This window comes from Streptomyces sp. NPDC056160 (assembly GCF_042268205.1).
In the GTDB taxonomy this organism is placed as follows: domain Bacteria; phylum Actinomycetota; class Actinomycetes; order Streptomycetales; family Streptomycetaceae; genus Streptomyces.
Map to the genome: position 1 here is coordinate 1 of NZ_JBHJUW010000059.1, position 12,997 is coordinate 12,997.

The 12,997-nt window shown below is 73.9% G+C and carries 13 protein-coding genes and 1 pseudogene; 7 read left to right on the forward strand and 7 right to left on the reverse strand.

Annotation, left to right across the window (positions count from 1 at the left end; genetic code table 11):
• Positions 1 to 282 precede the first annotated feature (282 nt).
• Positions 283 to 552 (reverse strand): annotated as a pseudogene (locus ACFC02_RS22250) (3-beta hydroxysteroid dehydrogenase); the annotation flags it as partial.
• A gap of 104 nt (positions 553 to 656) precedes the next feature.
• Here ACFC02_RS22250 and ACFC02_RS22255 point away from each other — a divergent pair.
• Positions 657 to 830, forward strand: a complete 174-nt coding sequence (locus ACFC02_RS22255; RefSeq protein WP_376359911.1) for a hypothetical protein — start codon at positions 657 to 659, stop codon at positions 828 to 830.
• Between the two features lie 32 nt (positions 831 to 862).
• Here ACFC02_RS22255 and ACFC02_RS22260 read toward each other — a convergent pair whose 3' ends face one another.
• Together ACFC02_RS22260 and ACFC02_RS22265 are read right to left on the reverse strand one after the other, a co-directional pair.
• Positions 863 to 1,891: a zinc-binding dehydrogenase gene (locus ACFC02_RS22260; RefSeq protein ID WP_376359913.1), complete on the reverse strand. Its 1,029-nt coding sequence runs from the start codon at positions 1,889 to 1,891 to the stop codon at positions 863 to 865.
• Between the two features lie 172 nt (positions 1,892 to 2,063).
• A complete protein-coding gene (locus ACFC02_RS22265; RefSeq protein ID WP_376359916.1) occupies positions 2,064 to 3,041 on the reverse strand; it encodes an aldo/keto reductase in 978 nt (325 codons plus the stop codon).
• Between the two features lie 222 nt (positions 3,042 to 3,263).
• Here ACFC02_RS22265 and ACFC02_RS22270 point away from each other — a divergent pair, with 222 nt between their 5' ends.
• Positions 3,264 to 4,172, forward strand: a complete 909-nt coding sequence (locus tag ACFC02_RS22270; RefSeq protein WP_376359919.1) for a helix-turn-helix transcriptional regulator — start codon at positions 3,264 to 3,266, stop codon at positions 4,170 to 4,172.
• A gap of 197 nt (positions 4,173 to 4,369) precedes the next feature.
• Complete coding sequence (locus ACFC02_RS22275) at positions 4,370 to 5,239, forward strand: SDR family oxidoreductase (RefSeq protein WP_376359922.1); 870 nt, start codon at positions 4,370 to 4,372, stop codon at positions 5,237 to 5,239.
• A 17-nt stretch (positions 5,240 to 5,256) separates the two neighbouring features.
• Here ACFC02_RS22275 and ACFC02_RS22280 read toward each other — a convergent pair whose 3' ends face one another.
• Entirely contained in the window at positions 5,257 to 5,565 is a 309-nt protein-coding gene (locus ACFC02_RS22280; protein WP_376359925.1) for a hypothetical protein, read from the reverse strand.
• A 224-nt stretch (positions 5,566 to 5,789) separates the two neighbouring features.
• On the opposite strand from ACFC02_RS22280, the gene ACFC02_RS22285 reads away from it, so the two are divergent.
• Positions 5,790 to 6,221: an ASCH domain-containing protein gene (locus tag ACFC02_RS22285; protein ID WP_376359928.1), complete on the forward strand. Its 432-nt coding sequence runs from the start codon at positions 5,790 to 5,792 to the stop codon at positions 6,219 to 6,221.
• Positions 6,222 to 6,270: 49 nt separating this feature from the next.
• Positions 6,271 to 7,797 carry a carboxylesterase/lipase family protein gene (locus ACFC02_RS22290; RefSeq protein ID WP_376359930.1) on the forward strand — a complete coding sequence of 509 codons (1,527 nt, stop codon included), beginning with the start codon at positions 6,271 to 6,273 and terminating at the stop codon, positions 7,795 to 7,797.
• Between the two features lie 151 nt (positions 7,798 to 7,948).
• Here the strand turns inward: ACFC02_RS22290 and ACFC02_RS22295 are convergent, their stop codons facing one another.
• Positions 7,949 to 8,617 carry a response regulator transcription factor gene (locus ACFC02_RS22295; RefSeq protein ID WP_376359932.1) on the reverse strand — a complete coding sequence of 223 codons (669 nt, stop codon included), beginning with the start codon at positions 8,615 to 8,617 and terminating at the stop codon, positions 7,949 to 7,951.
• A 145-nt stretch (positions 8,618 to 8,762) separates the two neighbouring features.
• Between ACFC02_RS22295 and ACFC02_RS22300 the strand changes: the two genes are divergently transcribed.
• Positions 8,763 to 9,728 (forward strand): alpha/beta fold hydrolase, encoded by a 966-nt coding sequence (locus tag ACFC02_RS22300; protein ID WP_376359935.1) that lies wholly within the window; start codon positions 8,763 to 8,765, stop codon positions 9,726 to 9,728.
• Positions 9,729 to 9,771: 43 nt separating this feature from the next.
• On the opposite strand, the gene ACFC02_RS22305 is transcribed toward ACFC02_RS22300, so the two are convergent.
• Complete coding sequence (locus tag ACFC02_RS22305) at positions 9,772 to 10,479, reverse strand: hypothetical protein (protein ID WP_376359938.1); 708 nt, start codon at positions 10,477 to 10,479, stop codon at positions 9,772 to 9,774.
• A gap of 157 nt (positions 10,480 to 10,636) precedes the next feature.
• Positions 10,637 to 11,392 (reverse strand): helix-turn-helix transcriptional regulator, encoded by a 756-nt coding sequence (locus tag ACFC02_RS22310; RefSeq protein WP_376359941.1) that lies wholly within the window; start codon positions 11,390 to 11,392, stop codon positions 10,637 to 10,639.
• 55 nt (positions 11,393 to 11,447) lie between these two features.
• Here ACFC02_RS22310 and ACFC02_RS22315 point away from each other — a divergent pair, with 55 nt between their 5' ends.
• Positions 11,448 to 12,932 carry a CynX/NimT family MFS transporter gene (locus tag ACFC02_RS22315; RefSeq protein WP_376359944.1) on the forward strand — a complete coding sequence of 495 codons (1,485 nt, stop codon included), beginning with the start codon at positions 11,448 to 11,450 and terminating at the stop codon, positions 12,930 to 12,932.
• Positions 12,933 to 12,997 lie beyond the last annotated feature (65 nt).

A 12,997-nucleotide genomic window follows, 5' to 3' on the forward strand; every position in this document is an offset into this window, starting at 1 on the left:
GGTTCCGCAACGCTACGAACCAGCGCCTACGCACACGCTGCGTCACCACCCGCCGAGCCCGCGGACACCTCCGCACCGCTCAACTTTGAAGACCCTGTTTCTCGCGACGGCGCCCTGTTGCGCCCCCGCTGATCAGTCAGAGGGGAAGGGACCGCCGCCCGTTGCGCCCACCCGGCGCCGTTACAGATCCACGACAAACCCCCGGGCAGGCCTGATCGCGCCAGCGGTCGCCTCGCAGAGACCGCCCGCCCGCGGCCCGGGCGACTCGGCCTGCGCATGAGCCACAGCGCGCCATCGGGGCCGCCACGCTCCCGGACGGCCCGGCAAACCCGACACCCCGGTGCGGCGCGCCGCGTCGGCCGGCAGGCCGGCGGACCCGCCCCGCCCCTCGTCGTGGACCGTGCGCGGCATGCGGACAGCCATGCTGCGCAGGCCGTGCGAGGCGAGATCCAGCAGCGCCGTGAGCGAGCGGCCCCTGGCCGCCACCGGGCCTTCGGCCGGCAGCGGATCGGCCTCGGTGGAGGCGCGCCGCGGTACCCGCCGTGTCCCCGAGCCGACCGGGCATCTCGCGGGCGAGCTGGGAGTCCTCGCCTTCAAGCGGGGCTGCGCCCGGTGGTGCGAAGGCGATCGGGACGACACGGACGGGCTGGCGCCCCATGCACTGGCCGCCTGGCGGGCGTGGCCTCGGCCTCTCCCAGGCCGGCTCCACCGACGTGGGCCTGCGCTTGGACACCGCCACCCTCGCGACCGCGATCGCCGGCACCCTGCCGGCCGCCGTCGCGGCCGGGGTCGCGGTCACCGCGAAGACCTTGCGCGGGCAGACGCCGTGAGAAGCACGGGCGCGGCGGTGCGCGTGACACGGTCACGGGCGGATGAGGGCCTTGAGGACCTGGCGGTCGGCCATGGCCCGGTAGGCGTCCGGTGTCCGGTCGAGGGCGAAGGCCCGGTCGAAGACGCGGCCCGGGGCGATGGTGCCGTCGAGGACGTCGGGCAGCAGTTCCTCGATGTAGGCGCGGGCGGGACTGGCCCCGCCGGTGAGGGTGATGTTGCGCATGAACGCGGCCGGGCCGATCGGCCCCTGTTCGTACTGCGGGACGCCCAGGCGGCTGACGGTGCCGCCGTCCACGACCGCGCCCAGGGCGGTGTCGAGGGCCTGCCGGGTGCCGACGGCCTCGATGACCTTGTCCACGCCGCCGGTCAGCTCGCGGATGCGGGCGACACCCTCCTCGCCGCGCTCGGCGACGACGTCGGTGGCGCCGAAGGCGCGGCCCAGGCCGGTGCGGCCTTGATGGCGGCCGGCGAGCACGATCCGCTCGGCGCCGAGTCGCCCGGCGGCGATGACCGCGCACAGGCCGACCGCGCCGTCCCCGACGACCAGCACCGTGTCCCCGCGGCCGACGCGGGCGGTGACGGCGCCGTGGTGGCCTGTGGTCATCACGTCCGACAGGGCCAGCAGCGACGGCACCAGCGCGGAGTCGGCGGCCACCGGCAGCTTCACCAGGGTGCCGTCCGCGTGCGGGACGCGGACGGCTTCGCCCTGCCCGCCGTCGACGCCGTCGAAGCCGTAGCGGCCGCCGCCGCGGCACGAGATGTGCAGGCCCTTGGCGCAGTAGTCGCAGGTGTTGTCGCTGTAGGTGAACGGGGCGACGACCAGGTCGCCCGCCTTCAGGCCGGTCACGCCGGCGCCGGTCTCCTCGACGACGCCGAGGAACTCGTGCCCCATGGGGCGGCCGGTGCCGGTGGCGGGCATCGACCGGTAGGGCCACAGGTCGCTGCCGCACACGCACGCGGCGACGGTGCGCACCACGCCGTCGGTCGGGTGCACGATCTTCGCATCGGGCCGGTCCTCGACGCGGACGTCTCCGGCTCCGTACATCACTGCTGCACGCATGTTGCTCCAAGGGGAGGTGTTGCTACGAGGGGGGTTGCTTCAAGGGTTGTTGCTGCGAAGGGGGTTGCTCCAAGGGGCGGGTTGCTACCGGGGGGTGCCCCAAGGGGAGGAAGGTGCCGCTCACGGAGGGCGGGCTGGCGCGCCGGGCGGCGGGGCCGTGCCGGGTACGCGGTCAGCGTTCGAGCATCCGCGCCTGCGCCTCGCTGTGGGTGGCGCCCGCGGCGGGCGGCAGGCTGCCGAGCCGGTCGAGCTGCGCGCCGGTCAGCGTGATCGCGTCGGCAGCGGTGTTCTCCTCGACGCGGCTGACCCGCTTGGTGCCGGGGATCGGCGCGATGTCGTCGCCCTGGGCGAGCAGCCAGGCCAGCGCCACCTGTGCGGGCGTGGCGCCTACCTCGGCGGCCACGGCCTGCACCTCGTCGGCGATGGCGAGGTTGCGCCGGAAGTTCTCCCCGCAGAAGCGCGGGTTGCCGCGCCGGAAGTCGGAGGTGTCGAACTGGTCGGTGGAGCGGATGGTGCCCGTCAGGAAGCCGCGCCCCAGCGGGGAGAACGGCACCAGGCCGATGTTCAGCTCCCGCAGGACCGGCAGGACGCGTTCCTCGATGCCGCGGGTCCACAGCGAGTACTCCGACTGGACCGCGGTGACCGGCTGGACGGCGTGGGCGCGGCGGATCGTGTCCGGGCCGGCCTCCGAGAGCCCGAAAGCACCTACCTTGCCCTCGGCGATCAACTCGGCGACGGCGCCGGCGGTCTCCTCGATCGGTGTGTTCGGATCCACCCGGTGCTGGTAGTACAGGTCGATGTGGTCGGTGCCCAGCCGCCTCAGGGAGCCCTCGACGGCGGTGCGGACGTTGGCGGGGCCGGAGTCCAGGTTCCAGGCGCCGTCACCGCCGTGGGAGACCAGACCGAACTTCGTGGCCAGCACCACCTTCTCCCGGCGCCCCTTCAGCGCCCGCCCGAGCAGTTCCTCGTTGGTGCAGGGCCCGTAGATCTCGGCGGTGTCGACGAGCGTGACGCCCAGCTCCAGCGCCCGGTGCACGGTCCTGATCGACTCCGCCTCGTCGGTGCCGGACCCGGTGTAGCCGTGGGACATGCCCATCGCGCCCAGACCGATCCGGGAAACCTCCAGGTCACGCAGTTTTGTGTAGCGCATCTCGCCTCTTCGTTCTGATCGGCGGCATACCCGGCACCCCCGCTTCCGCCCGGCCTGCCGCCTCGTGCCCGTGGCCGGCTCCGGCGTCGGCCGGGGTTCCGGCCTCCTGTTCGTTCACCTTCGCCCGGATCGCGCCGGCGTGGCAGGGCGGGCTCTTCGGGGGTAATGACAGGGCCCCCCTCTCACCCACGCGGCGGGTGCCGGGCAGACGAGACTGGAGTCATGGCATCCGAGAGCGCGCACAGCGGGGGCGCCGAGCTGGGCCGCTACCTGCGGGCCCGCCGCACCCAGACCAGTCCCGGACACGTCGGCCTCACCGTCGGCGCCGGTGTCCGCCGCACCCCCGGCCTGCGCCGTGAAGAGGTGGCCACCCTCGCCGGCATCAGCATCGACTACTACGTGCGCCTGGAGCGCGGCAAGGAGACCCGCCCCAGCCCCGCCGTCCTCGACTCGCTCGCCCGCGCCCTGCGCATGGACGACCAGGAGCACCAGCACCTGCGGGAGCTGGCCGCCCGTGCCGCCCGCTACACCGCGCAACCGCCGCCCGCGCCCAGCCGTACCGTGGGCCCCCACCTCAAGCTGCTGCTCGAATCACTGCGCCCGAACCCCGCCTACGTCATCAGCCGCAGCATGGACGTGCTCGCCTGGAACCCCGGCGGCCTCGCCCTGTACGCGGGTCTGGCGGACTGGCCCGTCACACAGCGCAACCTCGCCCGCTACCTCTTCCTGCACCCGGCGGCCCACCACCTCTTCACCGACTGGGACCGGCAGATCACCGCCTGTGTCGCCCGGCTGCGCGCCGTCGCCGGCACCGCCCCCGACGCACCCGACCTGACCAACCTGGTCGGCGAACTCCTCCTCAAGAGCCCGGACTTCGCGGGGCTGTGGGAACGCTACGAAGTGACCGGCCGCAAGCCCGCCCACAAGACGTTCCGCCACCCCGACGTCGGCACGGTGACCCTCACCTCGCAGTCGCTGCACGTGGAGGGCAGCCCCGGCCGGCGCATCGGCGTCTACACCGCCGAACCCGGCACCCCGGACCACGACGCCCTGCTCCTGCTCGACATGACCGCACCGCGGCAGGCGGACCGCCCCGCGCCCGGCCCGAGGGCCACCGGCAGGCAGCCTTGAGCCGCCACGCCACGGCCTGACACCGCCGAAACGCTCAGGGCGGGCGTGGACGGTGGTGCGCCAGGGCGCCTCCCAGGGCGGCGCCGCCGGCCCGGCGAGGCCCCGCGGGGGCCGGCGCGACGGCTCCCGGCATGCCGTCGGCGCCGTCCGTCCTTACGGTGAGCGGGACGGACACTGCCGCGTGAGAGGACCGTTCCATGCCGGTCACCGAGAACCCCCTGCGCGGGCGGACGGCCGTCGTCACCGGAGCGGCCCGTGGGCTGGGGGCGGCGATGGCACGGGAGCTGTCCGCGCGGGGAGCGAAGGTGGCGCTGCTCGGGCGTGAGGAGCGGCTGCTGACGCGGCTCGGGGCGTCCCTGCCCGGTGTCAGCGAGTGCTGGGAGGTCGACGTCACGGACGACCGGGGCATGGCCCGGGCCGGGGAGGAGGTCCGTGCGCGGCTCGGTCCGCCCTCCGTCGTGATCGCGAACGCGGGCGTGGCCGAGAGCGGCCCGTTCGCGGGCTCCGACCCCGCGGTGTGGCGCCGGGTGATCGAGGTGAACCTCATCGGAAGTGCCGCCACCGCCCGGACGTTCGTCGAGGACCTGTTCCGCACGCGCGGCTACTTCCTCCAGGTCGCCTCGTTCGCCTCCCTCGGCGCGGCGCCGATGATGAGCGCGTACTGCGCCTCCAAGGCCGGGGCGGAGTCGTTCGCGCACTCGCTGCGAGCAGAGGTGGCCCACCGGCACGTGGGGGTCGGCATCGCGTACATCAACTGGACCGACACCGACATGATCCGCGACAGCGACCAGTACCCGGTGCTGCGGGAGCTGCGCGGCCACATGCCGCCGCCCGCACGCAAGGTGTACGCCGTCGAGCACGTGGCGGGCCGGCTGGTCACCGCGATCGAACGGCGCCGCCCCTCGGTCTACGTGCCCCGCTGGCTTCGCGCGGCCCAGCTCGTACGTGCCGCGATGCCCGCTGTGGTGACCCTGGTGGCACGCCGGGAACTACCGCTCCTCACCGCCGCCGAGCCGTTCGAAGCGACGGGGCTGCTCGGTGCCGGCGGCCGGGCCGACCAGGCATGATCCGCCTCCCGTGTCGGTCAGGCGCAGTTCCCGTGCGCGGTGAACCACGCCAGCTGGTCCTGGACCCAGGGCTCGTACACGGCGATCCGCCGGGCGACAGCCGGCTCGAAGAGGCGCAGCTGGTCCATGATCCACGGGTCGAGGCGGTGGTGTGCGGCGGCCCGTGGCGCGGGCTCGTGACGGGCTGCCACCGGAGCCGGGTGGCCGGGCCGGCCGCTGTGCTGCGGGGTGGCCGCCACCGCCGCTCCCCCACCGGCCAGGAGGGTGCCTCCGACGGCCACGGCGGTGATGCTCGCGGTCGTGATGTGTCGCATCAGCTTGTTCACGGGTGCTCCTCGGGCTTCGCGCGACGACAGAACCAAAGCGGAATCAAATGATCCGGTTGATCCGCCTACCCGTCCCGACACGCGTCACACGGGCCGGGGCCAGGCCTCTGTACCGCGCGTCGGGACGGTGCCGCCGTCTGCCGGGGCACGGTGCTCGCCGTGGGGCGGGCGCCAACGCCGCGGTGGCCCTTGATCGACGCGGGCGGGCTCCGTACATTCGCCGGATGGGACATGACGACCTTCCGGCCCTTGAACTCGCCTTCCCGGGTCCGGAGCGCGACCGCGGTGTGGCGGCGATCGTGAGCGGCCGGAAGACCGCGCTCACGGGACTCCTGGAGATCTACGAGCACGCCGGGGAGGCGGTGCCGGTGCCGGGTCAGCGCTTCTCGGTGCTCGATTCCGAGGGCCGTCCGGCCGTCACGATCGAACTCGTCGACGTGCGCGTGGTTCCCATCAGGGAGATCGACGACGACTTCGCGCGGGCGGAGGGCCGCGGCTACTGCGACGCGGCCGAGTGGCGGGCGGCCCACGTAGCGTTCTTCCGGAGCGAGGGGGTGAGCGAGTACCTGGGACACACCCCGGTCATCGACGACGACACCCTCGTCGTCGCGGAGCGCTTCCGAGTGGCCGAACCCGCCGACCCGGGGGGCCGGTGACCCGCCTTCGCCTCGACGGGAGTCCGTGCCCGTGAAGGGTGAGTGGCGCGTGCGCCCACGCGGTGGGGAAGCGGTCTTCCGGACGACGAGCGGCCGTGTGCGAGGCCGCGGGGTCGGGGGCGGTGTCACCGCCGTGCTCGGTGTCCCGTACGCCGCCGCGCCCTTCGGGGCCCGCCGCTTCCGGGCGCCGGAGCCGGCGTCGGCCTGGGGCGGGGTCCGCGACTGCACCGCCTTCGGCCCCGTCTCCCCGCAGTCGGCGCAGCTGCCCGGAGCGCCGGTGTGGCGCCCCGGCGACGAGGACATCCTCACCGTCAACGTGTGGGTGCCCGAGCACGCGGGCCGTGGCGGGTCGCCGGTGTTCTTCTGGATCCACGGCGGCGCCTACACCTTCGGCTCCTCCGCCCAGCCGGACTTCGACGGGAGCGCCCTGGCCCGCGCCGGACTGGTCGTGGTGAGCTGCAACTACCGGGTGGGCTTCGAGGGCTTCGGCCAGGTGCCCGGGCTCCCCGGCAACCGCGGGCTGCTCGACCAGGTCGCCGCGCTGTGCTGGGTCCGGGAGAACATCGCGGCCTTCGGCGGCGACCCCGGGAACGTCACCGTCGCCGGGCACTCGTCCGGTGGCGGCTCGGTGGCCTGCCTGATGGCCATGGAGCGGACACGGGGGCTGTTCCGGCGGGCCATCGCCCACAGCGTGCCCGACACGTTCTTCACCGTCGAGCTGGCCGCCGCGGTCACCGGGCGGATCGCGGTGGAAGCCGGTGTCGCCGCGACGGCGGCGGGACTGCTGTCCGTGCCGCCCGAGGCGCTGGTGGCCGCCTCCGACGAGGTCACCGCGCGCTGCGGTACCGACCCCGTGGCGGCCGTCCACGCCTTCGACCCGGTGATCTTCCAACCCGTCGTCGACGGCGAGGCGCTGCACACGGACCCGCTCCGCGCGCTCGCCCGCGGGACCGGGGCCGCGCGGGAGGTGGACCTGCTGGTGTGCCACACCCTGGACGAATACTGGTTCCTCCACGCGGTGGGAGCCGTACGGGAGGTCGTCACCGAGGCCGAACTGGCGGACTTCGCCGAGGCCTTGCACCTCCCGGCGCACCTGGTCGACGGCTACCGCGCGTCGATGCCGGGCTCCCCGGTGCTCGACCGCTACCTCACGATCTTCGGTGACGCGCGGTTCGGCGAGTACACCACCCGCCTGGCCGAGCACCACGCGAAAGCCGGCGGCCGGGCGTTCCTGGCCCGCTTCGCCCGCAGGCGCGAAGAGGCCAGGCCCTGGCACACCGCGGACATCCCCTTCGCCTTCGGCAACCTGGACGCCGCCGGCGCCGACTTCCTCATCGGGGGCGCCCCAGACGGCCACGACCGTGCCCTGTCCCGCCGTATGCTCCGCTGCTGGGCCGACTTCGCGGCCACCGGCGACCCGGGCTGGCCGGCGGTCACCGCCGAGGCCACGCCGGTCAGGTTCTGGGCCGTCCCCGGCGACCGCCTGGCCGCCGACGACACGTCCGGGCGCCGCGCCTTGTGGCACGACGTCCGGTTCGACGTGCTGCGTCCCGGGCGGACGGCCGGGCACCGCTGACGCGGCCCGGTCCACCGCATAAGCACGCAGACACCCGTGGCGGCTTCACGTACGTGTCCGGGGCCTCTTGCCTGAGCGTCGGCGGACGCCCGGGGCGCAGGTGAGCGCGGGCCCGGCCGCGGGCCCCTCGGCCGCCCGCCGAGTCGCCGTCTCAGGCGGGGTCGACCAGGCGGTAGCCGATCCTGCGGACGGTCTGGATGGGGTCCGGGTCACCGAGCCGACGGCGTAGCCGGCCGATCAGCGCCTCGACCGCGTGGGGTTCGGGCCGGTGCTGTCCGCCGACGCAGTACGTGGCCAGCCGGTCCCGCGTCACCAGCGCGCCACCGGCCAGCAGGAGGGCCTGGAGGACCGCGGCCTCCGGGCCGGTCAGGGTCAGCGGTACCCCGGCGCGGGTGAACCGGCCGCCGTGCCCGTCCCCCTCCAGATCGCCGAAGCGCAGCCGGGACGCCCGGTCGGCGACCACGGGGGCGCGGCACAGGACCCGCACACGGGTGGCCAGTTCGGCGGTGGTGAAGGGCTTGACCAGGTAGTCGTCCGCGCCCTGCTGGATGAGGGACGCCCTTTCACCGGGCGAATCGAGCGCGGTGAGCATCAGGACCGAACCGGTCCAGCCGGCCCGGCGGTGGGCGGCGACCAGGCGCAGGACGTCTCCGTCGGGCTGCGCCCGGTCGCCCACCAGACCGTGCCAGGCGGCGCCGCCCAACTTGAGGCCGGCTTCGGCGAGATCGGCTGCCACGTCGATGTCGTAGCCGATCCGGAGCAGACACCCGGACATCGCTGCCGCAAGGTCCGAGTCGTGCTGCACGACGAGTATGCGCATGACGTCCGACTCTAGGCGGTGAGCACCGGGCGGCGGGAGCCGCTGCGCGCACGAGCCCTCACAGGCGTCCGGGAGCGTGACGGTGAGGACACCGGCCACGCGGAGGACACCGCCCGCGCCGAGCGACGGCGCGTACGCTCAGCTCATGATCGAGCACCGCGTGGTCCATGTGAACGGGGTCCGGCTGCACATCGCCGAGCAGGGCGAAGGCCCCTTGGTCGTGCTGCTGCACGGATTTCCCGAGTCCTGGCGCTCCTGGCGCCACCAGTTCGCTCCCCTGGCCGAAGCGGGGTTCCGCGTGGTGGCACCGGACCAGCGGGGCTACGGACGCAGCGACCATCCCGCCGACGTCGAGGCGTACACGATCCTGCACCTGGTCGCTGACGTGGTCGGGCTGATCCGGGCCCTGGGCGAGGAGAGGGCGTACGTCGTCGGGCACGACTGGGGGGCACCGGTCGCCTGGCACACCGCGCTGATGCGCCCGGACCTGGTCCTCGGGGTGGCGGGCCTGAGCGTGCCGCCGCCGTTCCGGGGCAAGGAGCCGCCGCTGGCCGCCATGGACAGGGCCTTCGGCGGACGCTTCTACTGGAACTACTTCGACCGCCCCGGTGTCGCCGACGCCGAGTTCGCCCGGGACACGCGCACCGCACTGCGGAAGTTCCTCTACTCGGCGTCCGGCGAGGCTCCGGGGGACGTCAAGCAGCCGCTCGTCGACCCCGAACGGGGCTGGCTCGCAGCCATGCCCGATCCCGAGACCCTGCCGGGGTGGCTCAGCGAGAGCGACCTCGACGCGCTCACCGAGAGCTTCTCCGAGGGCTTCACCGGTGCGCTCAACTGGTACCGCAACCTCGACCGCAACTGGGAACTGACCGCACCGTGGGCCGACGCAGTCGTCACCGTGCCGTCCCTGTACGTCTACGGCGACCGCGACCCCGTTCCCGCCTTCCCCGGCACGCCCGAACTGATCAGGAGCCTTTGCGACCGCATGCCCGGCCTGCGGCGCGCCCCTGTCGAACTGACGGGCTGCGGGCACTGGACCCAGCAGGAACGCCCGGCCGAGGTGAACGAGGCCCTCCTCGACTTCCTCCGCTCCTGCCCGCAGAGCCCGTGACACGAGCTCGCCGAGGGGCGCCGGCCGCGGTGGGACCGGGCCCCTACGAGCCGGGCGGCAGCAGATCGCGGGTCAGCGCGAAGGCGGCGGTCGCCGTGGACAGGAGAGCGTTGATCCTTCCCAGGATGCGGGTGGTCCTGTCGGTGTCCTGTGCGTCGACGGCCGAGGCCAGGTCGTCGGCGTACTCCCGCGCCCGTACCGCCTCGTTAGGGGTCGCGGTGTCCGCGTCCGTCCGCAGGGCGTCGATCAGTTGCTGGTGGGAGATGTCAGGTCCTTGTGCCCGGTTGCCGTAGCCGCCGTGGGCCACGGCCTGGGGGCTGTTGACGTTCGCCACGAGGAAACCGCCCGACGCGGACGAGATGTGCACTCCTTCGCCTCCTGCCCAGATGAACTTCGTCTCGTACTCGGTCCAGCCCTTGCGTGTCACGCCGTACCCGCCGAACCGCCAGCCCTTGACCTTGATCAGCTTGTGCTTGATCGGCTCGGCCAGGATGTTCAGGACGTCCGCCCGGTTCCATCCCCGCTCGGTGAAGTAGTCCGTCATCACCACGCGCGGGCCCGGGTTCGCGGCCCGGCGGCAGATCTCGCGGAACGCCTGGCCCTGACACGCCTCCAGTTGGCCGGGGGCGAGTGACGGTTGCGGCAGCCCCCTTCGGTGCACGGTTCTGCGGATCGATACGAACACTCCGTAGACCGACCAGCACAGCAAGGCGATCACCACAACCCACCCGATCGGCATCTCCCTGTCCATCAGCCTCCCCGTTCGTCCCAAGGCAAGGAACAGTAAAGCGAGTTGGCGCGCCGGGGAACAGACGGGAATTCGACTCACCGGCGCGCGCCGCGAAGCGGTGCCGGCCGTCTGTGGCCGGGAGGCGTCGGACAGGATCTCCACACCGGTCACGACGTGCTCACCCGGCGGGCAGGTTGCGGCGGTACCGGCCGGGGGTCTGGCCGACCAGGGCGGTGAAGCTGTTGATGAACGTGCTGGGGTTGGACCAGCCGCAGGCGTGGGCGGTCTCCAGCACGCCCGCGCCCGCCGTGAGCATCACCAGCGCACGGTGCACCCGGAGTTGGGTGCGCCACTGGGTGAATCCGGTGCCCATCTCCTCACGGAAGAGCCGGCTGAGGGTCCGCTCGCCGACCCCGATGGCCCGCCCCAGTTCGCCGAGTGTGGCCGTCGTCGCCGGGTCCTCCTCCATGATCCGGGCCAGCTCACGCAGGCGCGGGTCCTGCGGCTCGGGCAGGTGCAGCGGCTCCTCGGGGGCCGGCCCCAGTTCGTCCACGACGACGTGCCGCAGCCGGTCGCGGGCCGCCGCTGTACGCGCGACGGGGTGCGGGTCGGTGAGTGACAGCAGCACCTCGCGGGCCAGCGGGGTGGTCGACAGCACGGCCGGCCGGTCCGGGAGCTGGACCGCGAGCGCCGCGGCGACGAAGACGATCCGCATGTCGGTGCGCCCGTGCGCCCGGTGGGAGTGGTCGAAGTGCGCGGGTATCCAGGCGGTGCGGTTGGCCGGGATGATCCAGGTCTGCCCCGAGGCGGAGGCGGAGAGCACCCCGCGCGCCGGATAGATCAGGTGGCCCTGGCCGTGGCGGTGGACCGGGGTGCGCTCACGGTGTTCCAGGTCGTGGGACTGCTCCCCGGCCGCATGGCGGAAAATCGGCATAATGAATCAGAATAACGGTCGACCGCAGATGCGGGTCGCGAGTGGACTGGTCCCCATGTACGAACAGTCCTCGCACCCGGACCCCGACGTCGCCCCCGACATCGCCTCCGGGACCGCGCCCGCCACTTCCGCCCCGCCGGCCGCCACCGCCACCGCACCGACCCCGTCCACGCGGCACGCCACCACCACCACGGCCCCGCCCGCGCCGACCGCCATGACCGCCACCGCACCGGCTGCCGCTCCGGCTGCCGCCGCCGTCGGCCGGGGCCGTCGCGGCGGTCTCGTACTCCTGGCGGCGGGGCTGCTGCTGGCGGCGTTCAACCTGCGCGTCGCCATAGCGAGCGTCGGCCCGGTCCTGGACGGCATCGAGCACGGCCAGCCGCTCTCTTCCACGGCCGCCGGGATCCTCACCACCATCCCGGTCCTGTGCTTCGGCGGCTTCGCCTTCGCCACCCCCGCGCTGGTCCGCCGGTGGGGCATGCACCGGCTGCTGGGCGTGACCATGCTACTGCTGGCGGCCGGCGTACTGGTCCGGCTCCAGCCGTCCACAGCCGCGCTGTTCTCCGGGACGGTCGTCGCGGGCGCCTCGATCGCGGTCGCCAACGTGCTGATGCCGGGCCTGATCAAGCACGACTTCGCCCACCGGTCGGGCCTGATGATGGGCCTCTACACGACCTCCCTGTTCGTCGGCGCGGCGGCGGCCTCGGGACTGACCATCCCCCTGGAGAACGCCCTCGGGACCGGCTGGCGGCACACGCTCGCGCTGTGGGCGCTGCCCGCGATCGCCGCGTTCCTGCTCTGGCTGCCGCAGACCGGCGGCCGCCGGGCCGCCCAGGCGGCCGACCACCGGCTCGTCCTCGACGGTTCCGCGCCCGCGAGCCCCAAAGCTCCGGGTGCCCGGACGGCCGGCCTGCGCGGCGGGCCCGGCCTGCGCGCCCTGGCCCACGACCGGACCGCCTGGGCCGTGACCGTCTTCATGGGCACCCAGAGCCTGGGCTACTACGCGATGCTGTCCTGGGTACCGTCGCTGCTCCAGGACGCGGGCATGTCCGACGGACAGGCCGGCTGGATGCTCTCCTTCTCCACCTTCCCGGGCATCGTCGCCTCCCTGCTCACGCCCGCGCTCGGGCGGCGCCCGGGCGGCCGAGCCCCTGCCGTGATCGCCACGGTCGCGCTGTGCGCGGTGGCCTACGCGGGCCTGGCCACCGCCCCGGTCTCCCTCGTCTACCTGTGGATGGTGCTGCTCGGCCTGGGGCAGGGGGCCGCGATCAGTCTGGCCCTGAGCCTCATCGTCTGGTGCGCGCCCGACGCCGCGCACGCCTCGGCGCTGTCCACTCTGGCGCAGGGCACGGGCTACCTCGTCGCCGCCCTGGGCCCGTTCGGCCTCGGCGCGGTCCACAGCCTGGCGGGCGGCTGGACGGTGCCCATGGCAGCGCTGGGGGCTGTGCTCGCGGTCCAGCTCGTCGCGGGCCTGCTCGCCTCCCGCGAGGACACGGCTCGCGACGGCGACCCTGCTCTCCCCCGGCGCGCGGCCGCGTGAAGGGGGCATCCCCGGAGCCGAGCAGCCGCCGAGGGCCCGGCCGAGGGGGCCGGTGAGCCACCGCG

Coding starts and splice junctions, on each gene's coding strand:
- ACFC02_RS22255 (WP_376359911.1), top strand. CDS start 657: ATGCACTGGCCGCCTGGCGGGCGTGGCCTCGGCCTCTCCCAGGCCGGC.
- ACFC02_RS22260 (WP_376359913.1), bottom strand. CDS start 1,891: ATGCGTGCAGCAGTGATGTACGGAGCCGGAGACGTCCGCGTCGAGGAC.
- ACFC02_RS22265 (WP_376359916.1), bottom strand. CDS start 3,041: ATGCGCTACACAAAACTGCGTGACCTGGAGGTTTCCCGGATCGGTCTG.
- ACFC02_RS22270 (WP_376359919.1), top strand. CDS start 3,264: ATGGCATCCGAGAGCGCGCACAGCGGGGGCGCCGAGCTGGGCCGCTAC.
- ACFC02_RS22275 (WP_376359922.1), top strand. CDS start 4,370: ATGCCGGTCACCGAGAACCCCCTGCGCGGGCGGACGGCCGTCGTCACC.
- ACFC02_RS22285 (WP_376359928.1), top strand. CDS start 5,790: ATGGGACATGACGACCTTCCGGCCCTTGAACTCGCCTTCCCGGGTCCG.
- ACFC02_RS22295 (WP_376359932.1), bottom strand. CDS start 8,617: ATGCGCATACTCGTCGTGCAGCACGACTCGGACCTTGCGGCAGCGATG.
- ACFC02_RS22300 (WP_376359935.1), top strand. CDS start 8,763: ATGATCGAGCACCGCGTGGTCCATGTGAACGGGGTCCGGCTGCACATC.
- ACFC02_RS22305 (WP_376359938.1), bottom strand. CDS start 10,479: ATGGACAGGGAGATGCCGATCGGGTGGGTTGTGGTGATCGCCTTGCTG.
- ACFC02_RS22310 (WP_376359941.1), bottom strand. CDS start 11,392: ATGCCGATTTTCCGCCATGCGGCCGGGGAGCAGTCCCACGACCTGGAA.
- ACFC02_RS22315 (WP_376359944.1), top strand. CDS start 11,448: ATGTACGAACAGTCCTCGCACCCGGACCCCGACGTCGCCCCCGACATC.